The following is a 26,412-nucleotide window of genomic DNA, read 5'->3' on the forward strand; positions in this document are numbered from 1 at the left end:
TGTCCTTTACTTAATTCTTTTGGGGTTAGGCTTTGTCTTGAGGATTGACGTAATCTAACCAACCCCATTTATCTTCAGTGGTTCCATTGAACAGTCCGAAAAAGGTGTCTTGAATCACTTTGGTGATCGGTCCGCGTTTTCCTGAACCGACGCTGATACGATCAACACTACGTACCGGGACGATTTCCGCTGCGGTGCCGGTCATGAAAATTTCGTCTGCCAGATAAAGTGACTCGCGGGTGATATTGGCTTCGCGCACGGTATAGCCAAGATCTTTCGCCAGAATCATAATTGTATCTCGGGTGATCCCCGGAAGAATCGAGCTGGTGGTCGGTGGCGTGAGCAGTTCACCATCTTTGATGACAAAAATGTTCTCGCCGGCCCCTTCGGACAGATAGCCGTCCACACTCAGGGCAATCCCTTCGTCATAACCGTGACGACGGGCTTCACCACCAACCAGCAGTGAAGACAGATAGTTACCGCCCGCTTTTGCACCGGTCGGAACGGTATTGGGGGCTGCGCGGTTCCAACTGGAGATCATGGCATCAACGCCATTTTCCAATGCTTCTTCGCCAAGATATGCTCCCCATGGGAAAGCCGCGATAATCAAATCCAGTTCAGTACCGTTTGGCGGACAGACGCCCAGACCGACGTTACCGACGAAAGCCAATGGGCGGATATAAGCGGAAGTCAGTTTATTTGCGCGTAAGGTTTCCCGGGTTGCTTCCATAATTTCTTCAACGGAATATGGAATCGGGAAGCGATAGATTTTGGCCGAGTTGACTAAACGTTGTGCGTGTTCCTGATGGCGGAACACAATCGGGCCTTTGGGGGTATCATAGCAGCGAACGCCTTCGAATACAGATGTCCCATAGTGCATTGCGTGCGTCAGAACATGCACTTGAGCATTTGCCCATGGCATCATTTCCCCGTTGAACCATATAAAATCCGCAGTATTAGTAGCCATTATTTCTTCCTTATGCACAAATTTTTTGTTGTAAATTGTTGTTTGGTAGTTCGTTATTACTGATTTGAATGACGTCAACGGTACGCACATCCCACAATTTTTCGATTTGATTGATGAGTGTCGTGATCGGCCGATCGCTATCGACGATAATTTCGACGCTGGCAACTTTACTCTCATGATTTTGGGTTGCTGCAACCTGTTTGATAATGAATCCGCGGTGGCGAATGACACGCAGAACACGCTCTAACAGAACTGGCTTGTCATCAGCTTTGATGTCGAGTAGATATCTTTCCATTTCTGGTGTCTCCTATGTATTTTCCAGCATGTCACTGTTTGATGCACCGGGTGGCACCAGTGGCCAGACATTTTCTTCTTCATCAATCGCAACATGCAGTAGGTAAGCGGTTTTGCTGGCCAGCATTTCTTGTAAAGCCGGTTCAACTTCTTCTTTCTTGGTAATCGTTTTGCCCGGAATATCGAAAGCGCGCGCCAGCATGATGAAATCCGGGTTATCGTCCAGAATCGTTTCACTGTGGCGACCATCGAAAAATAGAGATTGCCATTGACGAACCATTCCCAGACGCTGGTTGTTCAACAAGACGATTTTGACCGGGATCTGGCGACGTTTTAACGTGCCCAGTTCCTGAATATTCATCATAAACGAGCCGTCACCGGTAATCAGAATCGACTGGTCGTCGGGACGTGCTACGGCTGCCCCCATCGCGGCCGGTAAACCGAACCCCATGGTGCCGAGACCTGCGGATGAAATAAAGTTTTGCGGGGATCTTGGCTGAATGTGCTGAGCCGCCCACATCTGATGTTGACCGACATCGGTGGAGACAATCGAGTTGTCAGGCATCATGTCGGATAATTGTTTCAGTAGCAGCGGTGCGTAAATCAGTTCACCGGGATGGTCATAACGCCATTTGAATCCACTGCGCAAGCTCTCACTATGGTGAACCCAGGCGCTAATGTCATGCGAGAGTTCCAGTTGCGGCAGAATCGTATTGATGTCGCCCCGTAGCGCAGCGTTGGCACGTCGGAGTTTATTGAACTCTGCGGCATCGATATCAATATGAATCACTTTCGCATGAGGGGCGAAGGTATCAAGCTTGCCGGTCACCCGGTCATCAAAACGGGCCCCGACCGTAATCAGGAGATCACATTCCTGAACGACTAAATTGGCAGCTTTGGTGCCATGCATGCCCAACATGCCCAGATAGTGCGGGTCGTGTCGTTCAACCGAGCCCAATCCCTTGAGGGTACTGACAGAAGGCATGGGGTTGAGGCGTAAAAACTCTCGCACGGTTTCAGTTGCGTGAGCGAGCTGAACACCGCCCCCGACATAAAAAACCGGGCGTTGGCTTTCGTTGAGCATCGCTTGCGCTTTAGTGAGTTCATCCGAATTAACTTGAGGCATGGCAGGGGGAGTAAATGGGGTAAGCGTGGTCACCGGGGATTGGGCCAGCTGAACGTCTTTTGCGATATCAACGATCACTGGCCCGGGGCGTCCCGTTTTGGCAACTTCAAATGCCTCCGCCAATGTCGGTGCCAGTTCATTGATATCGGTCACCAGATAACTGTGTTTGGTACAAGACAGCGACATACCGATGACATCCATCTCCTGAAATGCATCCGTGCCGATGTGAGAACTGGCGACTTGTCCGGTAATGGCGACCAGCGGAACTGAATCAAGGAAAGCATCTGCCAGGCCTGTGACGAGGTTTGTGGCTCCAGGGCCTGATGTCGCCATGCATACGGCAACTTCTTGTGTTGATCTTGCCATCCCGATGGCTGCCATGGCCGCACCTTGTTCGTGACGACATAAAATATGTTCGACACCTCCGTCATACAAAGCATCGTAGATGGGCATGATTGCACCGCCCGGATAACCAAATATGGTCTTGATGCCTTGTTGTTTCAGGGCTGCTACGACGAGTTGAGCTCCAGTCATCGTGACCCTCCCGTACATTCATTGTTCTTGTTGCTTCGTGTTGTGTTGTGTGAGCACTTCATGTGCGACTCCCGTTATATCGCTTTGCCGGCTGGGTCGGCGCGCGTTTTATTATTGTACAGACTAAAAAAAACCCCCGGACTTTTCAGTGCGGGGGTCTTTTTCATCTTGCTGCTATCTTTCGTCCAGTAGCCCCCGCGCGGAATCAATAATGACCACGACTAGAATCAGGCTAATTAGAGAATGTAAACGAACGATCAGATGCATCATGAATAGAAATCTTATTTTTAGTTAATGTTCCAAGATTGATGAAAATCTCGACATACTTAGTGTGTAACATACAATTCTGTTACATGACAAGGAAAATATCATTCTTTTTTCATATTATTTTATTTTCCGCTTACGTTATACCTACCCCTGTACATTCAGCGTATCACTGATTGATACCATGAATATTTATAAATCAATCACAAGGGAATTATATGGGGTTAGCAATCATTCATAGTCGGGCGAGTGTCGGTGTGGAAGCACCATTGGTGACCGTGGAAGTTCATATTAGTAATGGGATGCCGGGATTTACACTGGTAGGCTTACCGGAAACCACCGTCAAAGAATCACGAGATCGGGTTCGGAGTGCAATTATCCATTCTCGGTTTGAATTTCCCCCCAAACGTATCACGGTCAATTTGGCGCCGGCCGATTTGCCGAAAGAAGGCGGGCGGTTTGACCTGCCTATCGCTTTGGGCATTCTGGCGGCATCAGATCAAATCATCTCGGACCATCTGGCCAACTATGAGTTTTTAGGGGAGTTGGCTTTATCCGGTCAGTTGCGAACAGTGAAAGGGGTATTACCCGCAGCCTTGGCTGCCGGGCTGGCTGACCGTGCTTTGGTTGTGCCGCATGAAAATGGTGATCAGGCAGCTTTGGTCGGACAAGATCAGCATTATTCTGCCGGGAGTTTGCAAGAAGTCTGTCAGGCTTTGTGTGGCGATGTGTCACTGGGGTTGCATCAGTCTCAGCCTCAGATTGATCAGCCCACATCTTCGCGAGATTTGCAGGATATTATCGGCCAGCAACAGGGCAAGCGTGCTTTAGAAATTGCAGCGGCCGGGCATCATAATTTACTGTTTCTCGGGCCTCCGGGAACCGGTAAAACGATGTTGGCCTCCCGGCTGTGTGACTTACTGCCTGAGATGAGCAATGAAGAAGCGATGGAAACGGCAGCGGTTGCATCGCTGACTCAGCAGGATATTCATCAGTACAACTGGAAACGGCGGCCATTTCGTGCCCCGCATCATTCCAGTTCGATGGCCGCTTTGGTCGGTGGCGGTTCGATTCCGCGTCCCGGTGAAATCTCTCTGGCTCATAACGGATTACTCTTTCTTGACGAGATGCCGGAGTTTGAACGTCGGGTGCTCGATTCATTACGTGAACCGTTGGAATCCGGAAAGATTATCATTTCCCGGGCGCAGGGGAAGACGCGTTTTCCGGCACGCTTTCAGTTAGTCGGTGCGTTGAATCCAAGCCCGACCGGCTATTATGAGGGCCAAGAGAGCCGGATCAATCCGCAACACATTCTCCGTTATCTGAGCCGGTTATCAGGGCCGTTATTGGATCGGTTTGACCTGTCGATCGAAATCCCTGCTTTACCCAAAGGCATGCTTGCTGAAGGCGGTGGTCGGGGAGAGACCACGCAGGCGGTTCGTGAGCGAGTGCTTCGGGCTCGTGAGTTAATGCTGCGTTTACGGGGGAAAGCGAATTCTCTGCTGACCAGCCGGGAAATCGAGACGTTCTGTCCATTGGCAAAATCTGATGCCGACTTTCTGGAAAATGCATTGCACAGCCTCGGTCTTTCTATTCGCGCTTATCACCGTATTATCAAAGTTGCCCGCACTATTGCTGATTTGGCGGAAGAGGAACATATACAGCGGGCACATCTGGCCGAAGCGCTGGGGTATCGTGCGATGGACCGATTATTGAAACAACTGACGATACAAGCGGTTTAAAGCGATAAGTTTTTTTAAAAACGGTATCCCTCGTTGAAAAACAGATCATTAATTCAGAGCCAACTTGTTTGAACCATCAAGCGACGTGGAACGGTGTTTGGGCGCAATAGGGATGACGAAGAGAAGCATGTTATTCAGTGACTAAATTTGTATAATCACACGCTATTTTATTTTTCGAGCGGAAATGACGTTTATCTTATGCTGGCTTACGTTTTATTGGTTGTAAATGCCTGTTTGGTGTTAGTGAATACCGGTTTTTGTTCTGTTGCGATCTGTGTGGCGGCTTTGATGAAATTGTTGCTGCCGATACCCGCTTTGAAAGCTCATGCGACGCGGCTTGCCAACGGGTTTATGTGGTTGTGGGCAACGGTAAATATGCGGATTCTGCATTTGTCCAATCCTGTCTCATGGGACATCCAGGGCGTCGATGACTTAAATCGGCAGGGATGGTATCTGATGATTAGTAATCATATGAGCTGGACGGATATTGTCGTGCTGTGCAGTGTGTTTAAAGATCGGATTCCGATGCCCAAGTTTTTCTTAAAACAACAGTTACTTTATGTGCCGTTTATCGGGATGAGTTGCTGGGCGCTGGATATGCCGTTTATGCGCCGTTATTCAAGAGAATATCTGCTGCGCCATCCGGAAAAACGAGGACAGGATTTGGCGACGACGCGTCGCTCATGTGCAAAATTCAAGCATACACCGACCACGGTGGTCAATTATGTTGAGGGCACACGTTTTACACCGGAGAAACAACGTGCAACCAAATCGACCTATCAGCATCTGTTACAGCCGAAATCCGGTGGCATCGCTTATACGCTGGCAGCAATGGGCGAGCAGTTTGAGAACATTCTCGATGTCACGTTGGCTTATCCGGATAATCAGGCAATGCCATTTAAAGATATGTTGATGGGCAGAATGCAGCGCATTGTGGTTCGGGTTCGGGTTTTGCCGATTGATGAACGGGTTTCCGGTGATTACTTCAATGACAAACCTTACAAGCGGCAGTTTCAGAAATGGCTGGGGGATGTCTGGGAACACAAAGATGGGTTATTGGATGATATCTATCAATAATGTTTGATGAGCCATGCGATAGACAAATCAGGGAGCCTAAGGCTCCCTGATGGTTTTGAGTCGTTTCGTTTAGGTTGCTACCTGAATCGGTTATTTTTTCAGTAAATAGTTCACTAACTCAAAATATTGTTCAGTTTTGATATCGCGCGGTGGCTGAACAAGATATTTATTGTTGACGATAATCGCAGGAACCCCGGTCAGGCCACTTTCTTCAAATGTTTTATCGAAACGGCGCACCATTGAATCAACGGCAAAGCTGTTAAATGCATTATCGAATGATTTGGCATCGATACCTTCATCGGTAAAGATTTGCTTCAAAGCGTCATCGTTCTGCGGTGGGCGTTGTTTGTTGTGGATGCGATCAAACATTACCGGCACCATTTTGTCTTCAACATTCAGAGAGACCATCGTTGCGTAAGCTTTACTCATCGAATGCGCCATATTGCCGCCCATGAATGAAACATGAACACGCTGGAATTCTGTTCCTGCCGGGAGTTGGGCCGCCAGTTTTTCAACGATTGGCTCAAACGCATTACAGTGTGGGCAGTAGAACGAGAAAAACTCCATGACTTTGGGATTCTCGGAATGTGGCCGATCAAGTACTTTGTAGTATTCGCCTTCTTTAAACTGAGCAGCGTGAATAGACAGACTGACGAGTAAAGTTGTTAATAAAGCAAAAAGCTTTTTCATGATGAACTCCATATGATTCAATTATTGTATTACCCACCTAACTTTAAATCACTCCCTACCGCACACATTCAATGCTGGTGAAACATTCTCTTGTAAAGTCACAGCAATGAGTTTTATTGAAGCGATCCTTCGAGGTTGGTTGGGTATCGGGGCTACCATTGAGGCATAAAAGAAAGTGGCGTTTCTTCCAGTGCTGAAATTTGTTCTTTCAGTGCGAGCACTTGTCCCTCCCAATATTTGGGGTCATTAAACCAAGGGAAAGCGACCGGAAATGCAGGGTCTTGCCATCTCTTTGCCAACCATGCCATGTAATGTACCATGCGTAGACCACGCAACGGTTCAATTAGTTTCAATTCAGAAGGGTTAAAATCGCAAAATTCTTGGTAACCTTCAAGAATTGTATCGAGTTGTGCAAGTCGATCGGCGCGATCACCGTGCAGCAGCATCCATAAATCCTGAATTGCCGGGCCGTTACGCGCATCGTCCAGATCAACAAATATCGGGCCGTCGCGCCAGAGAATATTGCCCGGGTGGCAGTCGCCATGCAGACGAATATTGTGAGTTTGTTCCGGCCAGAGTTGTTCTATGACATGAATCAGCAAAGAGAGATCGGAGAAAAACGCCTTTTCTATATGGGATGGAATAAACGTTGAGTTTTCCAGTAGTCGCTGGGGGTGATAGAGGTATTCGTCCAGTGTGATCGTCGGACGATGTATAAACGGCTGTTTTGCACCGACTTGATGAATGCGTCCCATGAACCGTCCGACCCATTCAAGCTGTTCAGTATTATCAATTTCGAACTGCCGTCCTCCCTCACTGCGAAACAATGCCAATCGATAACCCTGATAATGGTGTAATGTCTTGTCCATTAAGCGAAGCGGTGCGGAAATCGGTACTTCTGATTCAGAGAGTTCTTGAGCAAAGCGGTGTTCTTCTTCGATCTGTTCAGTCGTCCATCGCTCCGGGCGATAAAATTTCACCACATAGCGCTGACGAGATTCATCGGTAAATTGGTAAACTCGGTTTTCGTAGCTATTCAACGGCAAGAATCCGGATTCGGCTCGGATACCGATGCTCTCTAGTGCATACCACATGAGGTCTGGGGTCAGAGCATCGAAGTGAAAGGTTGCTTGTGTCATGATGAAAGCTTGGCTTATCGGTCTGTGATGTGTGACAAGAGACTAACATTGATTCACGATATCCCCAAACCAGCTCAATCCCAATCCCACCGGGGAATATTAAGAAGGCCTAGCAAAGGCGGCCTTCTTGAGGGGAAAGGGATTCCCTCGCGAGTTGAGCAATGGTTCATGATAAGCGGAATGCATTGACCGACTGCGACAGATCTGCGGCTATTCCCGTGAGTTTGCGGGTTTTATCCGCATTGTCATCCGAGGTTTCCGCAGTTGCTTTAGCCAAATCATTGATCTCAACAATACTGGCATTGATTTCTGCGGAAACGTGGGTTTGTTGTTCTGCTGCTGTCGCGATCTGGCTATTCATATCCTGAATCACAACGACGGATTGCCGGATCGCTTCTAATGCGTTGGTTGCGTGTAATGAACGTTCTTCGGCATGTTTCGCACCTTCTGTGTTCGATGCGATGAGCTGAACCGTTTTCTTGGTTTCTCCTTGTAGTCGTTCGATGACCGTCTGAATTTGTCCGGTGCTTTCCCGGGTTCGACTGGCAAGCCCTCTGACTTCGTCTGCCACAACGGCAAACCCACGGCCATTTTCACCAGCCCGGGCTGCTTCAATGGCGGCATTTAAGGCCAGTAAGTTGGTCTGTTCCGAGATGGCATTGATCACATCAAGAATGCCTCCGATATCAACGGTTTCTTTCTCCAGTTGAGCCGTGGTTGCAACAACTTGCTCCATACCTTGAGCCAACATCCGGATGTCTTGACTCATTTCTTTGACAATGTCTAACCCTTGTCGTGATTTCTCAGCCGCTTCCTCCGCTGCCGAAGATGCGTTCAGAGCATTTTGAGCAACTTCATCGACCGTCACGGTCATTTCATTCATTGCTGTTGAGGTTTGCTCCAACTGACTCATTTGGGACTGAGAGCTTTGATTCACATACTGAGCTGAAGAAGAAAGTGTCTGAGAGACTTGAACGATATTAGCAGCTGCGCCATTGATATTGGTGACAATATGACGAAGATTGGTCACCATATGGAAAACGGAGCGATAGATACCCGTGACATTTTTTTGTGCTGTTGGCTGATGGGACAGGTCACCATGAGCAATTTGTTCTACGATATCAGAGATCTGTTGTGGTTCTCCACCAATCGGTTTATACATCAGTTGAATGACCAACCAATAGACGATGCCTAAAGATAAACAAAGTAAGGCAATGGCTAATACGGTGGTCAAATATAAATTATGTTTTGACGGCTGAAGAATGTTGTCCCAAGAATCCCATGACCAAACCATCCAGTGAAGGGAGTCAATCGTTATTTCTGTGACATAATATTCTTGACCATTATGTGTATAAGAGTGAGCACTTTTCTCTTTATTTTTATAGGCAGCGTAGGATGGTCTTATTTCAAATAAATTTTTGCCGATATCGTCTAGATTTTTAGATGAAAAAATAAACCCATCCGTTCGACTGACAAAGACTTGCTTATTCTCTGAAATTTTATCTACGAAAGCATTCACTGTATTGATGGAAAAGTTTACTGATAATACGCCAATTACTTTTCCTTGTCGGTATATTGGATTCGCGAGTGCGATAACGTATCTTCCTGCCGTACTTTTGAATGGCGTAGTAACAATATTTTTATCTCCTTTCATACCACGAATAAACCATTCTCGCTGTTGTTGTCCGGCATTGAAATTGGGAATGAAACCGTTTGAACTGGTGGAGAATGTTGCGCCAGAAGGTAACGCGACATAAGCATTGAGGAGGTCAATCTTGCTGGAAAGGTCCTTGAGTATCGAGAGCATCTTTTTCTCGTCGGTCACCCGACCATCTTGAATTGGAAGGGTGTCTCCGACAATATCAAGAATATTGAATATTCTCGTGGTTTCAAGCTCGATCACCTGAGATATTAAAGTGGATTGATTGGTTAATTTGTCCGTATAATTTTCGCTAGATGATGAACGAAAATTATAAAAACATACAATTGAGATTATTGTAACAATGATAATAAATAATCCCCCAATATAGAATGTTAATTTAGCCTTCGCACTCACTGACGTTCCTCATGTTGAAATATAAGTCGTTTGTACTTAGAGCATACCATTGTTGGTTGGTTATTTGTTGGTCAAATTTACTGGTTGGAGATGATGTTTTTCGATAGACAACCCTATAGAAGTTGTGCTTATGCAGGAATTATTATTTAATTTAATATTTAAATTAAATTTATATCAGTTTTTTGTATTTAATCTCTGTAAGAGAATTATTCAATCTATATATTGATTACGTTTATTTGCTTGGCTTCGGATGATTCGAAAATGTCATCAGCATCATGACTCGATACTAATTAATTACGGTTGCTTGATCGGTTCGATTTTCAGTAGTGGTTGCATGGGGGGAAGCAGACCCACTAATGGGGTCATGCATGATTATTGGATAATACCGCGAGCTTTCAAGATAGCGGTTTTAAAATCATCTTCCTGATCTTTTTTCAAACCCGGAATCATCTCATCTTTGGCGCTATGGCGCATTTTCAGGTGATAGATCAGGATATCGTCACTTAAATCTGCTAGGTCGCCCTGATAACCCGCTTCATTAGCAAGCTTGACCAAAAACGCAAGCAGGTTTAGCTCAGAATCTTTTTGCCATTCGGGCTCTAACAGTTCGAGCAGTTCTTCAATACGGTGGCATTTCATTGGTTTCTCCATGGCATCAGTGTGGGATTACTCAGATAAAGTAACAAATTGAAAGCGGGAAACCAATGTGAAAGAGGCATAAAAAAAGCGCAGAGCATTGCTTTACTGCGCTTTCACTTGGTTGGCTTATGCTGCTTTAACTTCGGTTGATATCTCCGGTGCTTCATGAACACGTTTCTCAGCTGGAGTCATTACAGGTGCAACTTTTACTTTTGGTCCAGAAGCTGCAAAGCTTGCTCGACGCCGTGATGCACTCCCATGTGAGTGCGAAAACCTGACTGCTGTTGGGCGCATATATATACCTAACGGTCAGACACTTCCCTTGCCATTTCAATGGCCTAGATTAGCTATTGAGTCAAGACTTCATCATCACTGCTGAAGGTGGGCTCATCTGGCGCAAACCGTTCCGAATAGCTGTCTAGGAATTTCGTATGTACAATTTATACACACTTTGGTAAGCATAGCATTTACATATGAATTGATCGATAACCTTTTGTTCATACAATGTCATAAAATTTAAATTATTGATGCTGAGAATTGAGTTCTGGCAAAGTTCAGTATTACTATGGATAACCAATTTATCTCATAATTGGATGAGGTAGAGTTAATCGCAGAAGGCTGGGGGAGGTAGATATGTCTTTTTTGAAGAAAACCCTCGCAAGTTTTGGTATCGGGTCAGCAAGAGTTGATACTGTTTTACAACAAGAGGTGCTCCAACCCGGGCAGCAGACCAATGTCACGATCCATGTTTATGGGGGCGCGACAGCACAGGACATTGATAATATCGATGCAAGATTATGTTGTCGCTATGTCGATGAAGAGCCGATTGGCGATGATCGTCAGGGGAAATCCCGGACACACAGAGTGCATCGGAACTGTGTTTTGGATCAATGGCGCTTGCCGTATGCATTCACGATTCACCCCGGAGAGACTCGGGACTTTTTGGTGACATTCAATGTTCCTTGGAATACACCCATTACGATTGGTGATGCAAAAGTTTGGTTGGAAACCGGTCTGGACATTGCGCTCGCCTCCGATCCGACAGACAAAGACGAAGTAACCGTACGGCCGGAGCCATTGCTCGATGCAGTATTTAGTGCTTTCGAATCGCAGGGATTCCGAATTCGTCAGGTTGAATGTGAAGCAGCCAGTGGATTCGAGTTACCGTTTGTTCAGGAGTTTGAGTTTGTACCGACGACCGGGCCTTATCATGGTCGTTGGCGTGAAGTTGAAGTTGTCGCCTATCGCTCAGAGTCTGCTTTGGAATTATGGTTTGAAATTGATCGGCAACAACGAGGTGTTGGTGGCATGTTGTCTCATCTGCTTGGCAGTGGTGCATTGAAACGTCACCTGATTATTCCGATTGACACACCGCTTGAACTGGTGGCTGAACGAGTATTCGATTTTCTGGAAGAAAGCACGTAAAATTCAGCGTACACATGTAAGTTGAATTATGTCATACTCAGCGGTGATATGAACCCTCAGGAGTTTCGCATGACCTCGTTGAATCAGGAATATACGCTCAAAGAAGAGATATGGAATTCGGTAACACACGGTGTCGGCTTGATTCTGGGCATCATAGGTTTAGTGATGCTACTGGTGAAAGCCACATCTGTAACCGATGATATTTTGACGGTCACCAGTATTGCGATCTACGGTGGCAGCATCATAATGTTGTTTCTTGCTTCGACGCTCTATCATTCGATTCCGCTGCAGCAAACCAAGCGTTGGTTAAAAACGTTTGATCATTGTGCAATTTATCTGTTAATTGCCGGCAGTTATACCCCTTTTCTTCTGGTTAGCCTGAGAACACCCTTAGCGATTGGATTAATGATTGTGATCTGGCTGATTGCGCTGGTTGGTATTGTCTTGAAAATCGCCTTTATTCACCGGTTTAAGCGCTTATCTTTAGTGATCTATGTGGTGATGGGCTGGCTTTCTTTAGTCGTGGTTTATCAGTTGGCGATTCACCTCAATATCGGCGGGTTAACGTTGTTGGCTGCCGGAGGCGTCATCTATACGCTGGGGGTGATTTTCTATGTGACGCAAAAGATACCGTATAATCACGCCATCTGGCATGGCTTTGTTCTCAGTGGCTGTGCCTGCCACTTTTTCTCGATTTACTATTATGTGTTGTCGAATTGAGCGTTGAGATATTCGATGTCAATGCTTCGGAATACCGCTCAAAATAACTGCCGGTGTTCGTCGGCCTTTTTTGTCTGTTTTAACGTCGCCAGAATGCGGGAAAGAACAGAACCAAGATAGTCAGAATTTCCAGCCTTCCCATTAACATGCCAAAACTCAGAATCCATTTAGCCATGTCTGGTAGCGGTGCAAAGTTACCTGTCGGGCCGATGATATTCCCCATCCCCGGACCGACGTTTGAGACGGCAGTAATGGCTCCGGAAATACTGGTTGTCGGATCCAGTCCCATTGCACTGAGTGCGGCGGCAATGATGATGATTGTAATCATAAAAGTCAGTGCAAAAGCGACCACGGAACGAACAATGTCATCCGTGACCGGGCGGCTATTATAGCGCTGGACAAAGACTCCGGAAGGATGGATGAGTTTCATCATCTGCCGATTGAGTAGCGTGATAGCAATTTGAAAACGGAAGATTTTGATCCCACCGGCAGTCGAACCGGAACAGGCTCCGGCCATCATTAAAAACGCAAATAATGTACTGGGCAGCGCCCCCCAGGCGGTAAAGTCATCCAGCCCATATCCGGTCGTCGTCACTACAGAAACAATATTAAACATCGCAACTCGGATGGCATCCATCACGGGATAGCCGTTATGGATGACAAGCCACACACTCACAATGCCGCTTGCTGCGAGAAACAGATAGAAGAACCCACGCACCTGAGCATCTTTATACAGTTCGATCGGTGTTTTTTTACGGATGGCAGAGACAAACAGTAAGAAGGGTAATCCGCCCAGAAACATAAACACGGTGGCAACCCAGTGTGCGCCTTTTGAGAAGTGATTCATCGAGCCGTCAGAGGTCGAGTATCCTCCGGTAGATAATGTTGTGAATGAATGATTAATTGCCTCAAACACCGTCATGCCAGTCATGACATAGCCAATACAACATAAAAGCGTCAGAATGACATAGACAATCACGATGTTTTTGGCGACGGTTTTGGCCCGGGGACTACTTTTATCAGACCAGTCAGAAGATTCCGTCTGGAACAGTTTCATCCCCCCGACATTAAGCATCGGTAGTACGGCGACCGCCATCACGATAAATCCGACACCTCCCAACCATTGTAAGATTGAGCGCCAGAGTAAAATACTGGGTGCCATGTTATCCAGCCCGCTCAGGACGGTCGAACCGGTGGTGGTAATTCCGGACATGGTTTCAAAATAGGCGTCCGTAAAACTAATATGATTGATAAACACGAAAGGGAGTGCTGCAAACGCACTGGCAACCGTCCAGACTAAACTGGTAATCAGAAACATGTCTCGGACATTGAGCTTAAAATTTGCTGTCCGGCCTAAGGTCAGAAAAATAAAGGCTGCGACATGGGTAATGAGTACTGCCTGTCCGAAGTCGAGAAATCCGGCCGTACCACTGACAAAAGACACCAGTGTCGGAACGTACATAAACAAAGCTAGTTTGGAGAGCACCAAGCCCAGCACAAATAGAATCGATTTCAGATTCAGCATGGTCGTCAATCACTACAGGAAAAATGGGCTGGGTTGGAACAGCGCTTCCACATCGGAAACATATTTCTTGTTGACCAAGAACATCACCACATGGTCATCCTGCTCGATGATTGTCCGGTCATGGGCGATGAGTACTTCTTCACCCCGTACGATGGCACCAATGGTGGTGCCGGGTGGCAGTTTGATATCCCCGACCGCTTTGCCGACAACTTTTGAGGTGGTTTCATCGCCGTGAGCTATCGCTTCAATGGCCTCTGCTGCACCACGACGCAAGGAAGAAACGTTAACGATATCAGCCCGGCGGACGTGAGTGAGTAATGCGGAAATGGTTGCCTGTTGCGGGGATATTGCGACATCAATTACGCCGCCTTGAACCAGATCAACGTAAGCGCCCCTTTGAATCAGAACCATCACTTTTTTGGCGCCCAAACGCTTCGCCAGCATAGCTGACATAATGTTGGTTTCATCTTCATTGGTCAGAGCAATGAACACATCCACTTGATCGATGTTTTCTTCGGTCAACAGCTCCTGATCCGCGGCATCACCACAAAATACAATGGTATTTTCCAACTGTTCCGACAGATATTCAGCTCGCTGATAGTTGCGTTCAATCAGCTTGACACTGTAGCTATGCTCCAGACGTCTGGCGAGACTTGCCCCGATGTTGCCTCCGCCGACGATCATGATTCTGCGATAGGGTCTCTCCAGACGCTGTAGTTCACTCATGACGGAACGGATATGATTACTGGCAGCCACAAAGAAAACTTCATCATCAGCTTCAATAACGGTCGTTCCCTGAGGACGAATCGGTCTGCCTTGACGAAAAATTGCCGCGACACGGGTTTCGATGTGCGGCATATGTTCGCGCAGTGCTGAGAGTGCATTACCAACCAATGGGCCGCCATAATATGCTTTTACCGCGACCAGACTGACTTTTTGATTGGCGAAACTGACCACTTGTAACGCACCGGGGTAATGGACTAAGCGCTCGATATAACTGGTGACCAGTTCTTCGGGGGCAATTAAATGGTCTACCGGTACGGCCCCTGAATGAAAAAGAGTTTCTTTTTCGGCAAGGTATTCGGGAGAACGAATTCGGGCGATTCGGTTGGGCGTATTAAACAAGGTAAATGCCACCTGACAGGCGGTCATATTGGTTTCGTCGGTATTGGTAACCGCGACCAACATATCGGCATCCTGAGCGCCTGCTTCTTTGAGAACACTCGGATGGCTGGCATGTCCGTTGACAACACGAAGGTCGTATTTATCCTGAAGCTCTCTCAGGCGGTCACTACTTTTATCGACAATCGTAATATCGTTGTTTTCACCAACTAGGTTTTCCGCCAGTGTGCCACCTACCTGACCGGCTCCAAGAATGATGATTTTCATAACATAATCTCTTGTTTACCACTGAAAAGACAGTGCGCTTAAAATCCGTGATGACTCAGATATATAATGTTTCAAGTCACACTAGATGGCTTTCTGTAAGACTGCATAATAGAAACCATCCATATCATTTTCTCCCGGCAGAATTTGTCGCCCCGGATTATTAATTTCTGAATTTATCAGTTGTGCATCTAATGTTCGAGATAAAAACGTCTTTATCTGCTGACTATTTTCTTGAGGTAATACCGAACAAGTGGCGTAAACCATCGTTCCGCCAGGTTTTAGTTGCTCCCACATGGCATCCAGAATTTCGCTTTGCAGCGTGGCCAATGCAGTAATATCATCGGCACGACGGAGCCATTTGATATCCGGGTGTCTCCGGATGACGCCTGTTGCCGAACAAGGGGCATCGAGTAAAATACGATCAAATTTTTCCCCATGCCACCAATCATCAGGGTGCCGGGCGTCCCCACAGATAATTTTTGCATCCAAATTGAGTCGTGCAAGGTTCTCATCCACCCGTTTTAATCTTGATGGATCACAATCGACGGCAACAACTTGTGCATCGGGAATCCGTTCCAGAATATGCGCGGTTTTACCACCGGGCGCGGCACAACAGTCAAGAATTAATTCTTTGGCTTGCGGTGCTAAGTAATGGACCGATAATTGTGCCGCTGCATCCTGAACGGATACCCAGCCTTGTTCAAATCCCGGTAATAATTTTACGTCACAAGGCGCCGCCAATTTTATGGCGTCTTTTGCTTGTGGGTGTAGACTCACATCAATGTTTTGTTCTTCCAGCAACTTCACGTAACTTTCTGTGGTGTGGTGCTGATGGTTGATCCGCAGCCACATTGGTGCTTTGTGATTGTTGGCAGTGACAATCGCCTGCCACTGCTCCGGATAACTTTCCTGAAGTAATTTCAATAACCATTTTGGATGGCAGTATTGAACCGCATCATGTTTGCTGTCTTGAATGCGTTGATCGATCGATGCGCTGTTGCGCTGATAATTTCTCAGAATGGCGTTGATTAAACCGCGTAGGCGTGTACCTTTTAAATCCTGAGTGGCACTGACCGTTTCTCCGACTGCAGCATGGTCAGGGATGCGCATGAATTGAATCTGATATAACCCCACCAGAATTAAATGATGAAAAACCCGTTTTTTTCCGGTCAGCGGTTGACTGATCAGCTCATTTGCTGCTGCTTCTAAACGCGGCAGATAGCGGAGAACACCAAAACAGATTTCCTGAAGCAGCGCGTGATCTCTGGGTTTTATTTTTTTCTGAGCCTCTGGTAGTACGGAGGACAGTGACGCGCCTTGATCGACAACTTGAAAAACAACTGAAGCGGCAGCAGCACGAACATTCATCATGAATCTGAACCTTAAGTAAAGTAGATAACCGATCGGTTACCAATATTATTAATTGAGCTGAGTTCCTACTGCAAACCATTCGGCGCGGGCATTGAGAATATCCTGAACGGGCATTGCCTTCTTGCCGGGAACTTGCAGTTGTTCTAAAACCAGAACATCTTTTCCTGTGGCAATATAAATGCCAGTTTTATCTGCCCGGATGATGGTTCCGGCTGGCTGGTCGGTTGACGTGTGTTCAACACGGCTTTGCCAGACCTTAATTGAAGGGGATACCGCTGCTTTGGTATCGGTCACGGAAAAATAACTGACAGGCCAAGGATTGAATGCCCGAATACAGCGTTCAATAAAATCGGCAGGTTGTGACCAGTCGATGCGGGATTCTTCTTTACTCAGCTTCTGAGCGTAACTTGCGAGTTGGTCATCCTGAGAAACTGGTGTTACTTGACCATGACTAATCGCGTCAAGTGTTTCAATGAGCGCTTGTGGCCCTAAACGAGCAAGTTTCTCGTACATCGAAGCACTGGTATCGGTTGATTCTATGGGGAGTTTTGCAATAGACAACATGTCACCGGTATCTAATCCTGCATCCATCTGCATGATGGTCACACCCGTTTCTTCATCTCCCGCCCAGATAGAGCGCTGAATGGGAGCTGCACCACGCCATTTGGGCAAAATCGAACCATGCACATTAATGCATCCTAATTGCGGGGCATCCAGAATGGTTTGAGGAAGCAAAAGCCCATAGGCCACGACCACCATCAAATCAGCATTGAGCTCAGCCAGTTGTTGTTTGCTGTCTGGCGCTTTGAAATTTTCCGGCTGATAAACCGGAATTTGATGTTCTGTCGCCAAGGTTTTGACCGGGCTGGCGGTTAGTTTCTTGCCGCGCCCTGCGGGGCGGTCGGGTTGGGTGTAGACTGCGATGACTTCATGCTCTGAAGACAATAATGCCGCCAAATGACGGGCGGCAAAATCCGGAGTTCCGGCAAAAATAATTCTGAGTGACTGACTCACCGTGACCTCACTTATGCTTCATCTTTCTTTTTTTCGTTCGCGCGCTTGATTTTTTCCAGCTTCTCTCTAATCCGTTTACGTTTAAGCGGAGAGAGATAATCGACAAATAATTTGCCTTGGAGGTGATCCAACTCATGTTGCACACAGATTGCCAGAAGGTCATCTGCTTCAAAGGTAAATTCTTTTCCGTCTCTGTCTAATGCACGAACGGTCACTTCTGCCGCTCTTGGCACCAGTGCTCTTGCTCCCGGAACCGATAGACACCCTTCCTCGATGCCATCCTCCCCGCGTTTTTCGATAATTTCAGGATTAATCAAAACACGAGGTTGATCGCGGGTTTCAGAGACGTCTATCACCACGATACGCTGATGGAAATCAACCTGCGTCGCCGCCAGACCGATCCCATCTTCTTCGTACATGGTTTCGATCATGTCATCAACGAATTTTTGGATTTCAGGTGTGACTTCTTGAACGGGTTTTGCGACCGTTCTTAAACGTTCATCAGGAAAAGTTAATACTTGTAATACAGACATATACACTCAAATTGTTGAAATGTGCCGAAACAATAAAAAGTCCAATGCTCCAATTCTAGACATTTTAAGACTTAATTGACAGCATTGTGAGTGATAAATCGAAGTGATTATTAATTATCCGTCGATTGGACCATTGTTTCGCCAACTCACTACTTAGTATCAGGATATCTCCGGAGATGTACCAATCAGCCTCGCATGTCACTGAACAAGATCAACTATTGATCTGGATAAAACTCTGCCTGACGCCACGTCTGGGAATTCAATCGTTGTTAAAACTACTCGGTAAAGCATCGCTTGAGTCGTTGAGTCATTATTCTGAAAAAGAGTGGTTTGCTTTGGGATTCACGCCCGAGCAGGTTTCTTATCTGCTCTCCGGAGCCGCGAATCAAGTGGCGGAGGATTGCCTTAAATGGCAAGTGCGTGGCAATCATCGTCACATCGTGACTTATTTTTCACCGGATTATCCTGCCCTGTTGAAAGAAATTCCGTCTCCGCCCCCTCTATTGTTTGTGCAGGGAGAGATTACGTTGCTGTCTGTTCCACAGATTGCCATTGTGGGGAGCCGTCATGCCAGTATGCAAGGATTGCAAGATGCATGGCATTTTGCGAATGGGTTTGCTCAGCACCAAGTAGCAGTGACCAGTGGGCTGGCGTTAGGGATTGATGGTCAGGCTCATCAGGGAGCACTAGACGGTGGCGGCAAAACCATTGCGGTGTTGGGGGCTGGCTTGGCGCGCATCTATCCGGCTCGGCATCGGGGGCTGGCTGAGCGAATACTTGAACAGCAATCCGGTGTGCTGGTGTCAGAATTTTGTCCCTCAACGCCCCCGAAGGCAACGAACTTTCCTCGCCGCAACCGGATTATCAGTGGGTTATCTTTGGGGGTGCTGGTGATTGAAGCCGCAGAAAAAAGTGGATCATTGATTACTGCAAGGTATGCTGCTGAGCAAAATCGGGATGTTTTTGTGATCCCGGGTGCTATTCATCAGCATGGTTATCGGGGAAGTAACGCATTAATTCGTGACGGCGCTTGCTTAGTTCAGAATATCGAACAGGTACTTTCTGAAGTTGGTACGTTATCTGCTTGGGTTAAGCAAGAAGAGAAAATTCAGCAAAATGAGCTTTTTCCGCCATTAATTGACGACGAAGAATTGCCATTTGCTGAAGTGTTAGCTAACGTAGGGGTAAAAGCGACACCAGTTGATATTCTTGCAACGCGTACCCATATACCAGTCCATGAAGTAATGAGACAGCTCCTGGAGTTGGAATTATCCGGGCACGTGATTGCAGTTGCTGGTGGCTATATTCGTAAGGGGAGGGGCTAGCTATGATGATGGATATTCTTATGTATCTATTCGAAACTTACATCCATAGCGATGCTGAGTTACAAGTTGATCAAGATGAGTTAGAGGATGAGCTCCTGCGTGCAGGTTTTCATCAGAAAGAGATCTACAAAGCCCTTAACTGGTTAGAAGAATTGGCATCACTACAACAAAGTGATGTGCATTCTCCATTATCGATCAGTGCTGCAACAGCAATGCGAGTCTATACCGAGAAGGAGACAGCCCGACTTGATGTTGAATGCCGCGGATTTCTGTTGTTCCTTGAACAGATTAAAGTGTTGACGCCCGAAACTCGAGAAATGGTCATTGACCGAGTGATGGGACTAGAAACCAATGAATTTGAACTGGATGATTTGAAATGGATTATTCTGATGGTGCTATTCAATGTTCCGGGTAATGAGAGTGCCTATACGCTGATGGAAGAATGGTTGTATACCAAAGAGCAAGGCATTTTGCACTGATAGAGATTCAATGAGTCGTCATATAGATCAGCAATTATTTTCTGCACATGAACACGCTTTGGATGAAGTTGAGTCATGTCCCCAATGTGGTTGTGAGTTACAGTTGCGTCATGGTAAACACGGACCATTTTGGGGCTGCTCGGCTTATCCGGCGTGTGACTATATTCGCCCGCGCCATCAGCAAGATGGCCATATCGTTAAAGCTTTAGGTGTGCCCTGCCCTGAGTGTGGCCATGAGTTGGTATTAAGGCAGGGGCGTTATGGCATGTTTATCGGCTGTAGTCATTTCCCGCAATGTCATCATATTGAATCATCCGATCCTCCCAAGACTGAGCAACCTCGAGAAGTATGTTGTCCGGAATGCAATACGGGCCAACTGGTTGAACGAAAGTCCCGCTTCGGTAAAACTTTTTGGGCTTGCGATCAGTATCCGAAGTGTAAGTTTGCTATCAACGCTCCCCCAGTAATTGGGCAATGCAGCGAATGTGGATTTCCACTGCTCATTGAAAAAAAATCAGCTGCCGGAACTACGTTAATTTGTGCTGCCCGCCGATGCGGTCATGCGCAAGAGACTAAACCAGAGACGAAATAAATTACCAAGGGCTTTGATACCCTTGGCTGATAAGGTGTGTCGTTCAATGACTCTGTTGTGAAAGTGGATTAAAGCGTCATAGGCTTTGAGTGACTGACGCTGAAAGCAACATCAGAGATTATCTGTGCTGGCTGGCGAATTGATGAACCGCCGGAAATGCGTCTGTCGAGAGTACATCCGCAAGCGAACAGATGATTCGCTCCAGCTCTGCATAATAGTCTGCACTGACATTGATATGCCCCATCTTTCTGCCTGAACGTTTTTCTTTGCCATACCAGTGGATATGACATCCTTCCGTTGCCAGAATCTCAGAGGGCAGCGTATCTTCACCCAGAATATTCACCATGCATGTCGGACGGATCAGTTTTGTGCTGCCCAGAGGTAAACCACATACTGCACGTAAATGATTCTCAAACTGGCATGTATCTGCGCCTTGTTGAGTCCAATGGCCTGAGTTGTGTACCCGAGGCGCGATCTCGTTAACAAGTAACTGCCCTTGAACATCAAAAAATTCCAGAGCGAGAACACCGACATAATTGAGTGTATTGGCAACGGCTTCAAACATCGTTTTGGCTTGTTGCTGTAGCATCCGCGCATCAATCGATGTTGACAGACTGAGGACACCATTGGTGTGGATATTCTCTGACAGTGGGTAAACAACCCATTGTCCATCTTTGCCGCGAGCTCCGACCAGCGATACTTCTCGATCAAAGGGGACGAATTCTTCAGCAACAATTGCTTGGTTTTCACTGGCTTCAATGCATTGTTGCATTTCCGGCCAGATTTCATCGGCATCGGTTGTTGATTTTAGTCGCCACTGACCTTTTCCATCGTATCCGCCTAAAGCACTCTTCAGAACCATTGGAATACCGACATGACGGATAGCACTGTCAAAATCGTCTCTGGTTTTGATGACGAAATATTTGGCATTTTTGACGCCGGCTTCATCAAGCAATGTTTTTTCGAGACGACGGTCACCACCGGTTTTGATGGCTTGCGCTCCGGGGAGTAACTTTCCACTTTGTTCACATTGGTGGAGGATATCATGGGGAATGTGTTCAAATTCGGCAGTGATAACGTCCGCTTGCTGAATGGCATTCTCCAAACCATGTCCTTGCACTTCCTGAGTCAGTGGATGGATGATCTGACCGCTGACAACATCAAAGGCGCTAATGTGAATGTTCAAGGGCGCCCCGGCAAGTGACATCATCCGTGCTAGTTGACCTGCGCCTAAGACAAGTACGTGCATACTGGCTATTCCTCAGTTGGATCTGGATGGGCAAGAACGGTATCCGTTTGCGACTGGCGAAAAGCTTCAACTTTCTGCATGACCTGTTCATCGTGAACACCAATGATTTGAGCCGCCAGAATCCCTGCGTTGGCTGCACCGGCTTCACCAATCGCTAAAGTACCAACCGCGATACCTTTCGGCATCTGAACGATAGAAAGGAGCGAATCCATCCCTTTTAATGCCTTGGATTGAACCGGAACGCCCAGCACCGGCAGACTGGTAAATGCCGCGGCCATCCCCGGCAAATGAGCTGCCCCGCCTGCTCCTGCGATGATCACTTTGAGACCTCGTGCTTTGGCCTGACTTGCATAGTCGGCCAGTAACTGAGGTGTACGGTGTGCTGAAACGACTTTAGTTTCATATGCTACACCGAATTGCTCTAACATTTCTGCGGCAAGCTTCATCGTTGGCCAATCGGACTTCGAGCCCATTATAATTCCGACTTTCATCTCAGACTCCTTCAGGTTTGTTGCAATGCTCAAGTTGTTCATGCTGTCAAAGTACGACAATTTTGCGCGCATTATACGGGGAAATGAGCTGAAGGAAAACGTTTGCGTCTGGAGAGTTCCCCCGATAATGTCTTTTCGGACAAAATTGATTTCATTTTCTGGCATGATCGTTTGTACACTAGTGGCATCATCATCCGAGCATAATGAGAAGTATTGTGAATAATTTTGAGCAGGTGCTTGATGCGTTGCACCAAGGCAATGTGATTGCCTATCCGACCGAAGGTGTCTTTGGCGTCGGGTGCGATCCTGATCGGGCTGATGCGATTCAAAAGTTACTGGAAATAAAAAACCGTCCGGTTGAAAAGGGGTTGATTCTTATTGCATCCAGTTATGCACAATTACAGCCCTATATTGATGAACGCCAGCTTTCTGCACAACAACTGGCTCATGTTCAAGCAAGTTGGCCGGGTCCTATCACTTGGGTGATGCCGGCCAGTGATCGTGTTTCTGTTTGGCTCAGTGGTTTGTTTGATACGATTGCTGTTCGGGTCACGGATCATCCACAGGTTCGGCAACTGTGCGAGGCTTACGGCAAACCCATTACCTCAACCAGTGCAAATTTAACGGGTCAGCCACCTTGTATGACGACAGAAGCGGTGCAGCAACAACTTGGCCACTGTCTCCATGCTATTTTGGCTGGACAAACCGGTGGGCGGGATAAACCCAGTGAGATTCGAGATGCGCGCACGCAAGAAATATTAAGACAAGGGTAGAAACAAGGGAAATAGTGATGAGTGGGATTGATAAGCAGGCCGTTAAAACTTTTTTACTGCAGCTACAGGATTCAATTTGTCAGCAGCTTGAAGCAACTGATGGTTTGTCCCGGTTTGAGCAGGATGAATGGCACCGTGAGCCAGGTGAACATTTGGGGGGTGGCGGACGGAGCCGCGTGATGCGCAATGGTCATGTATTTGAACAGGGCGGGGTTAATTTTTCCCACGTCACAGGCAATGAAATGCCTGCGTCAGCAACAGCACACCGACCCGAGTTAAAAGGACGTCGATTCGAAGCGATGGGGGTTTCTTTAGTGATGCACCCCAATAATCCTTACGTACCTACCTCTCATATGAATGTGCGCTTCTTCATTGCCGAAAAAGATGGCGAACAGCCGGTCTGGTGGTTTGGTGGCGGGTTTGACTTAACCCCATTTTATCCATTTGACGAAGACTGCCATCATTGGCACCAAGTGGCGAAAGAGATTTGTCAGCCGTTTGGTTCAGAGGTGTACCAACAACATAAAGATTGGTGTGATCGGTACTTTTTCTTACCGCATCGAGAGGAAACTCGGGGTGTTGGCGGACTTTTCTTTGATGATCTCAATCAGTGGGATTTCGACACCTGCTTTGCTTATATCCGGGCAGTCGGTGAGGGATACACGCGTGCTTATCTGCCGATTGTAGAGCAACGAAAAGATAGTCCGTTTACAGAACATGAACGCCAGTTCCAGCTATATCGACGGGGTCGATATGTAGAATTTAATCTGGTGTTTGACCGGGGCACGCTGTTTGGTCTGCAATCAGGCGGTCGGACTGAATCTATTTTGATGTCAATGCCGCCGTTAGTTCGCTGGGAGTACGGGTATCAGCCTGAAACCGGCAGCGCTGAGGCTCGCTTGGCTGAGTATTTGACACCAAGAGACTGGTGACAGTTTTCGTTGGGAGTGATAGGGTCAAAAGATTCGTTTCTATTTTTCTTTGAGTGAAGGCAGGGATATGGCTTATCAGGATCAGTACGCAGTATTCGGCAATCCAATCGGTCACAGTAAATCTCCTTTTATACAAACGTTGTTTGCTCGCCAGACCAATCAAGACATGATCTATACGGCTGAGCTGGCTCCGATTGATGGGTTTAAAACGGCAGTGGATGCTTTTTTCTCACAGGGGGGAAAGGGATGTAATATCACCGTCCCTTTTAAAGAAGAAGCATATGCGTTTGCTGATCAGCTGACTGAGCGCGCCAAAATTGCCGGTGCGGTCAATACATTGAAGAAAGTCGATGATGGCGGCATTCTCGGAGATAATACCGATGGAGCCGGTCTGGTTCAGGATCTATTGCAGTATCAGGTGCCCTTGAAGGGAGCAAAAATTTTATTAATTGGTGCGGGTGGTGCAGCGAAAGGTGTGATTCATCCTTTATTAGTACAATTACCTGACTCGATTGTGATTACCAACCGGACCTTCTCCAAAGCACAAGACCTTGCCGCTTTTTTCCAAAAGCACAACAATCAAAATCAAACATCTGTCCCGGTCTCTGCTCAGCCGATGCCAGAGATTCATACCGCATTTGATGTGGTGATTAATTCGACGTCAGCGAGTCTGGCCGGGGAACTGCCGGATATTTCCGGTGATATCTTTGCCGAAAAAAGTGTTGCCTATGACATGATGTATGGCAAAGGGCTCACGGTTTTTAATCAGTGGGCTGTGGAGAATGGCTGTGCTCATGCCTATGATGGTTTAGGAATGTTAGTCGGACAAGCCGCGGAAAGTTTCATGTTGTGGCGTGGTATTCGTCCCGGTACGCGGCAGATATTAAGTGAGCTGAGACGCAATTTGGAAGGCAGTCTATGAACCAGTCAATTCTTTTTCCTGATGTGCAGTCTTGGGACGAAACCACGCAGCAAATACGCTTCCCTGCTCAATGTCAGGGAGCGTTAATTGAGTGTATTGTTGCCGTTACTGTTCTGGAACAGCTTTCCGGTCAGCAAATAACGGGTGAAGAAACGGCTGTAAGTATTTTCTCTCAGTATCGTTTTGATTGCGAAGAATTGGCCGAGCAGCTCATTGAAGATGAAGCATACAATGCGCTCGGACAAATCGATCTGGTCATCTGTCATTCGATATCTTCTACCTGATGAAGAAAGTCATCTTTATTCTGAACATAGTTTTCTGCTGATTTAAGTAAGAAGGCTCGTTCTTCATCTGTTAACGGACGAGCTTGTTTGGCTGGATTACCTATATAAAGGTAGCCACTTTGTAATGTTTTGTTGGGGGGCACTAAACTCCCTGCACCAATCACAACCTCACTCTCTATCGTCACACCATCGAGAATAATGCTGCCCATGCCAACCAGAACCCGGTCCTGAATCGTACAGCCATGGAGCATCGCTTTGTGGCCAACCGTTACATCATCGCCAATAATCAGTGGGTAACCATTCGGGTTTGCGGCATTTTTGTGAGTGACATGAAGAACAGAACCATCCTGAATATTGCTTCTTTTACCAATATGGATATGGTTAACATCCCCCCGGGCTGCCACCAAAGGCCAGATACTCGAATCATCACCGATTCGGATATCACCGACTAACACGGCCGTACTATCAACATAAACGCGTAGACCAAGTTCTGGAGCAATACCTTTATAGCGCCGAATTGAACTCATGATGCTCTCCTCAAAAAGTTAGTTTTTTGCTTTTAGCTATGTCGAACAAGGATAAAGGCTTTTCAGTTTGGAGTAAAAATAGACTTTCTGTCTAAAAAACACTCGGTTGATTAGAAACATAAGAAAACTTATTAAAAAGGGCTTGCCAATCGAAAAGCGATGCCTATAATGCCCCTCGCTGACACGGGATAGCGGAGAGAAATCCCCAACTGTGTGAGCCCGGTCTTCACCGAAAGATAAATCTGAAAAAAGTGTTTGACACCAAGATTTATCCCGCTAGAATGACCGCCTCTTCGAACGGAGAACGTTTAGAAGAATCGCTCTTTAACAATA

26 protein-coding genes are annotated in these 26,412 nt (G+C 46.9%); 11 read left to right on the forward strand and 15 right to left on the reverse strand.

The genetic code is table 11. From position 1 onward, the window contains the following. Window positions 1-25: 25 nt before the first annotated feature. The 3 genes from VRK_RS19715 to ilvG are packed head-to-tail and all read right to left on the reverse strand — an operon-like array spanning window position 26 to window position 2,921. Complete coding sequence (locus tag VRK_RS19715; RefSeq protein ID WP_059123191.1) at window positions 26-967, reverse strand: branched-chain amino acid transaminase; 942 nt, start codon at window positions 965-967, stop codon at window positions 26-28. A 10-nt stretch (window positions 968-977) separates the two neighbouring features. Continuing rightward, window positions 978-1,262, reverse strand: a complete 285-nt coding sequence (gene ilvM, locus VRK_RS19720) for an acetolactate synthase 2 small subunit (RefSeq protein ID WP_059123192.1) — start codon at window positions 1,260-1,262, stop codon at window positions 978-980. Window positions 1,263-1,274: 12 nt separating this feature from the next. Beyond that, complete coding sequence (gene ilvG, locus VRK_RS19725) at window positions 1,275-2,921, reverse strand: acetolactate synthase 2 catalytic subunit (RefSeq protein WP_059123193.1); 1,647 nt, start codon at window positions 2,919-2,921, stop codon at window positions 1,275-1,277. Window positions 2,922-3,403: 482 nt separating this feature from the next. Between ilvG and VRK_RS19730 the strand changes: the two genes are divergently transcribed. Together VRK_RS19730 and VRK_RS19735 are read left to right on the forward strand one after the other, a co-directional pair. After that, the gene (locus VRK_RS19730; RefSeq protein ID WP_059123194.1) at window positions 3,404-4,927 is read left to right on the forward strand and encodes a YifB family Mg chelatase-like AAA ATPase; all 1,524 of its coding nucleotides are present in this window, start codon (window positions 3,404-3,406) and stop codon (window positions 4,925-4,927) included. A 198-nt stretch (window positions 4,928-5,125) separates the two neighbouring features. After that, window positions 5,126-6,004 carry an acyltransferase gene (locus VRK_RS19735; RefSeq protein ID WP_059123195.1) on the forward strand — a complete coding sequence of 293 codons (879 nt, stop codon included), beginning with the start codon at window positions 5,126-5,128 and terminating at the stop codon, window positions 6,002-6,004. A 90-nt stretch (window positions 6,005-6,094) separates the two neighbouring features. On the opposite strand, the gene VRK_RS19740 is transcribed toward VRK_RS19735, so the two are convergent. From VRK_RS19740 to VRK_RS19755, 4 genes are all read right to left on the reverse strand, one after another. Further along, window positions 6,095-6,694, reverse strand: coding sequence for a thiol:disulfide interchange protein DsbA/DsbL (locus VRK_RS19740; RefSeq protein WP_059123196.1), 600 nt, complete (start codon window positions 6,692-6,694; stop codon window positions 6,095-6,097). A gap of 152 nt (window positions 6,695-6,846) precedes the next feature. Next, a complete protein-coding gene (locus VRK_RS19745) occupies window positions 6,847-7,833 on the reverse strand; it encodes a serine/threonine protein kinase (RefSeq protein WP_059123197.1) in 987 nt (328 codons plus the stop codon). Between the two features lie 166 nt (window positions 7,834-7,999). Continuing rightward, window positions 8,000-9,889 carry a methyl-accepting chemotaxis protein gene (locus tag VRK_RS19750; protein ID WP_059123198.1) on the reverse strand — a complete coding sequence of 630 codons (1,890 nt, stop codon included), beginning with the start codon at window positions 9,887-9,889 and terminating at the stop codon, window positions 8,000-8,002. A 372-nt stretch (window positions 9,890-10,261) separates the two neighbouring features. After that, entirely contained in the window at window positions 10,262-10,528 is a 267-nt protein-coding gene (locus VRK_RS19755; RefSeq protein ID WP_059123199.1) for a YihD family protein, read from the reverse strand. Window positions 10,529-11,161: 633 nt separating this feature from the next. Here VRK_RS19755 and VRK_RS19760 point away from each other — a divergent pair. Continuing rightward, complete coding sequence (locus VRK_RS19760) at window positions 11,162-11,953, forward strand: sporulation protein (RefSeq protein WP_059123200.1); 792 nt, start codon at window positions 11,162-11,164, stop codon at window positions 11,951-11,953. Between the two features lie 69 nt (window positions 11,954-12,022). After that, window positions 12,023-12,673, forward strand: a complete 651-nt coding sequence (gene trhA / locus VRK_RS19765; protein ID WP_059123201.1) for a PAQR family membrane homeostasis protein TrhA — start codon at window positions 12,023-12,025, stop codon at window positions 12,671-12,673. Window positions 12,674-12,752: 79 nt separating this feature from the next. On the opposite strand, the gene VRK_RS19770 is transcribed toward trhA, so the two are convergent. The 5 genes from VRK_RS19770 to def form a co-directional block, all read right to left on the reverse strand. Beyond that, window positions 12,753-14,198, reverse strand: coding sequence for a TrkH family potassium uptake protein (locus VRK_RS19770; RefSeq protein ID WP_059123202.1), 1,446 nt, complete (start codon window positions 14,196-14,198; stop codon window positions 12,753-12,755). Between the two features lie 12 nt (window positions 14,199-14,210). Beyond that, complete coding sequence (gene trkA, locus VRK_RS19775) at window positions 14,211-15,587, reverse strand: Trk system potassium transporter TrkA (protein WP_059123203.1); 1,377 nt, start codon at window positions 15,585-15,587, stop codon at window positions 14,211-14,213. A gap of 81 nt (window positions 15,588-15,668) precedes the next feature. Next, the gene (gene rsmB, locus VRK_RS19780; protein ID WP_059123244.1) at window positions 15,669-16,955 is read right to left on the reverse strand and encodes a 16S rRNA (cytosine(967)-C(5))-methyltransferase RsmB; all 1,287 of its coding nucleotides are present in this window, start codon (window positions 16,953-16,955) and stop codon (window positions 15,669-15,671) included. A gap of 51 nt (window positions 16,956-17,006) precedes the next feature. Continuing rightward, window positions 17,007-17,972: a methionyl-tRNA formyltransferase gene (gene fmt / locus VRK_RS19785; RefSeq protein ID WP_059123204.1), complete on the reverse strand. Its 966-nt coding sequence runs from the start codon at window positions 17,970-17,972 to the stop codon at window positions 17,007-17,009. 11 nt (window positions 17,973-17,983) lie between these two features. Continuing rightward, a complete protein-coding gene (def, locus tag VRK_RS19790; protein ID WP_059123205.1) occupies window positions 17,984-18,505 on the reverse strand; it encodes a peptide deformylase in 522 nt (173 codons plus the stop codon). 176 nt (window positions 18,506-18,681) lie between these two features. On the opposite strand from def, the gene dprA reads away from it, so the two are divergent. The 3 genes from dprA to VRK_RS19805 are packed head-to-tail and all read left to right on the forward strand — an operon-like array spanning window position 18,682 to window position 20,901. Further along, complete coding sequence (gene dprA / locus VRK_RS19795) at window positions 18,682-19,830, forward strand: DNA-processing protein DprA (RefSeq protein WP_059123206.1); 1,149 nt, start codon at window positions 18,682-18,684, stop codon at window positions 19,828-19,830. Between the two features lie 5 nt (window positions 19,831-19,835). Continuing rightward, complete coding sequence (locus VRK_RS19800) at window positions 19,836-20,309, forward strand: DUF494 family protein (RefSeq protein WP_027694359.1); 474 nt, start codon at window positions 19,836-19,838, stop codon at window positions 20,307-20,309. Between the two features lie 10 nt (window positions 20,310-20,319). Then, complete coding sequence (locus VRK_RS19805; protein WP_059123207.1) at window positions 20,320-20,901, forward strand: DNA topoisomerase family protein; 582 nt, start codon at window positions 20,320-20,322, stop codon at window positions 20,899-20,901. 118 nt (window positions 20,902-21,019) lie between these two features. Here VRK_RS19805 and VRK_RS19810 read toward each other — a convergent pair whose 3' ends face one another. Then, on the reverse strand, window positions 21,020-22,150 hold the full coding sequence (locus VRK_RS19810; RefSeq protein ID WP_059123208.1) for a 5-(carboxyamino)imidazole ribonucleotide synthase: 1,131 nt from the start codon (window positions 22,148-22,150) through the stop codon (window positions 21,020-21,022). 5 nt (window positions 22,151-22,155) lie between these two features. Then, window positions 22,156-22,641: a 5-(carboxyamino)imidazole ribonucleotide mutase gene (purE, locus tag VRK_RS19815; protein WP_059123209.1), complete on the reverse strand. Its 486-nt coding sequence runs from the start codon at window positions 22,639-22,641 to the stop codon at window positions 22,156-22,158. A 215-nt stretch (window positions 22,642-22,856) separates the two neighbouring features. Between purE and VRK_RS19820 the strand changes: the two genes are divergently transcribed. The 4 genes from VRK_RS19820 to VRK_RS19835 all read left to right on the forward strand — a co-directional run bounded on the left by VRK_RS19820 (window position 22,857) and on the right by VRK_RS19835 (window position 25,552). Further along, on the forward strand, window positions 22,857-23,414 hold the full coding sequence (locus tag VRK_RS19820; protein ID WP_059123210.1) for an L-threonylcarbamoyladenylate synthase type 1 TsaC: 558 nt from the start codon (window positions 22,857-22,859) through the stop codon (window positions 23,412-23,414). A gap of 17 nt (window positions 23,415-23,431) precedes the next feature. Beyond that, the gene (hemF, locus tag VRK_RS19825) at window positions 23,432-24,346 is read left to right on the forward strand and encodes an oxygen-dependent coproporphyrinogen oxidase (RefSeq protein ID WP_059123211.1); all 915 of its coding nucleotides are present in this window, start codon (window positions 23,432-23,434) and stop codon (window positions 24,344-24,346) included. Window positions 24,347-24,413: 67 nt separating this feature from the next. Further along, a complete protein-coding gene (aroE, locus tag VRK_RS19830; protein ID WP_059123212.1) occupies window positions 24,414-25,268 on the forward strand; it encodes a shikimate dehydrogenase in 855 nt (284 codons plus the stop codon). After that, the gene (locus tag VRK_RS19835) at window positions 25,265-25,552 is read left to right on the forward strand and encodes a DUF1488 family protein (protein ID WP_059123213.1); all 288 of its coding nucleotides are present in this window, start codon (window positions 25,265-25,267) and stop codon (window positions 25,550-25,552) included. Before aroE ends, VRK_RS19835 begins: the two co-directional genes overlap by 4 nt. On the opposite strand, the gene VRK_RS19840 is transcribed toward VRK_RS19835, so the two are convergent. Next, window positions 25,531-26,079, reverse strand: a complete 549-nt coding sequence (locus tag VRK_RS19840) for a gamma carbonic anhydrase family protein (protein ID WP_059123214.1) — start codon at window positions 26,077-26,079, stop codon at window positions 25,531-25,533. The two genes, VRK_RS19835 and VRK_RS19840, sit on opposite strands and share 22 nt — an antisense overlap. Window positions 26,080-26,412: the final 333 nt, after the last annotated feature.

Source organism: Vibrio sp. MEBiC08052 (assembly GCF_001506075.1).
Taxonomy (GTDB): Bacteria; Pseudomonadota; Gammaproteobacteria; order Enterobacterales; family Vibrionaceae; genus Vibrio.

Bases quoted from the DNA above. Each gene is read 5' to 3' on its own strand.
- VRK_RS19715 (WP_059123191.1), bottom strand. From the start codon at position 967: ATGGCTACTAATACTGCGGATTTTATATGGTTCAACGGGGAAATGATG.
- ilvM (WP_059123192.1), bottom strand. From the start codon at position 1,262: ATGGAAAGATATCTACTCGACATCAAAGCTGATGACAAGCCAGTTCTG.
- ilvG (WP_059123193.1), bottom strand. From the start codon at position 2,921: ATGACTGGAGCTCAACTCGTCGTAGCAGCCCTGAAACAACAAGGCATC.
- VRK_RS19730 (WP_059123194.1), top strand. From the start codon at position 3,404: ATGGGGTTAGCAATCATTCATAGTCGGGCGAGTGTCGGTGTGGAAGCA.
- VRK_RS19735 (WP_059123195.1), top strand. From the start codon at position 5,126: ATGCTGGCTTACGTTTTATTGGTTGTAAATGCCTGTTTGGTGTTAGTG.
- VRK_RS19740 (WP_059123196.1), bottom strand. From the start codon at position 6,694: ATGAAAAAGCTTTTTGCTTTATTAACAACTTTACTCGTCAGTCTGTCT.
- VRK_RS19745 (WP_059123197.1), bottom strand. From the start codon at position 7,833: ATGACACAAGCAACCTTTCACTTCGATGCTCTGACCCCAGACCTCATG.
- VRK_RS19755 (WP_059123199.1), bottom strand. From the start codon at position 10,528: ATGAAATGCCACCGTATTGAAGAACTGCTCGAACTGTTAGAGCCCGAA.
- VRK_RS19760 (WP_059123200.1), top strand. From the start codon at position 11,162: ATGTCTTTTTTGAAGAAAACCCTCGCAAGTTTTGGTATCGGGTCAGCA.
- trhA (WP_059123201.1), top strand. From the start codon at position 12,023: ATGACCTCGTTGAATCAGGAATATACGCTCAAAGAAGAGATATGGAAT.
- VRK_RS19770 (WP_059123202.1), bottom strand. From the start codon at position 14,198: ATGCTGAATCTGAAATCGATTCTATTTGTGCTGGGCTTGGTGCTCTCC.
- trkA (WP_059123203.1), bottom strand. From the start codon at position 15,587: ATGAAAATCATCATTCTTGGAGCCGGTCAGGTAGGTGGCACACTGGCG.
- rsmB (WP_059123244.1), bottom strand. From the start codon at position 16,955: ATGAATGTTCGTGCTGCTGCCGCTTCAGTTGTTTTTCAAGTTGTCGAT.
- def (WP_059123205.1), bottom strand. From the start codon at position 18,505: ATGTCTGTATTACAAGTATTAACTTTTCCTGATGAACGTTTAAGAACG.
- dprA (WP_059123206.1), top strand. From the start codon at position 18,682: ATGTACCAATCAGCCTCGCATGTCACTGAACAAGATCAACTATTGATC.
- VRK_RS19800 (WP_027694359.1), top strand. From the start codon at position 19,836: ATGATGGATATTCTTATGTATCTATTCGAAACTTACATCCATAGCGAT.
- VRK_RS19805 (WP_059123207.1), top strand. From the start codon at position 20,320: ATGAGTCGTCATATAGATCAGCAATTATTTTCTGCACATGAACACGCT.
- VRK_RS19810 (WP_059123208.1), bottom strand. From the start codon at position 22,150: ATGCACGTACTTGTCTTAGGCGCAGGTCAACTAGCACGGATGATGTCA.
- purE (WP_059123209.1), bottom strand. From the start codon at position 22,641: ATGAAAGTCGGAATTATAATGGGCTCGAAGTCCGATTGGCCAACGATG.
- hemF (WP_059123211.1), top strand. From the start codon at position 23,432: ATGAGTGGGATTGATAAGCAGGCCGTTAAAACTTTTTTACTGCAGCTA.
- aroE (WP_059123212.1), top strand. From the start codon at position 24,414: ATGGCTTATCAGGATCAGTACGCAGTATTCGGCAATCCAATCGGTCAC.
- VRK_RS19835 (WP_059123213.1), top strand. From the start codon at position 25,265: ATGAACCAGTCAATTCTTTTTCCTGATGTGCAGTCTTGGGACGAAACC.
- VRK_RS19840 (WP_059123214.1), bottom strand. From the start codon at position 26,079: ATGAGTTCAATTCGGCGCTATAAAGGTATTGCTCCAGAACTTGGTCTA.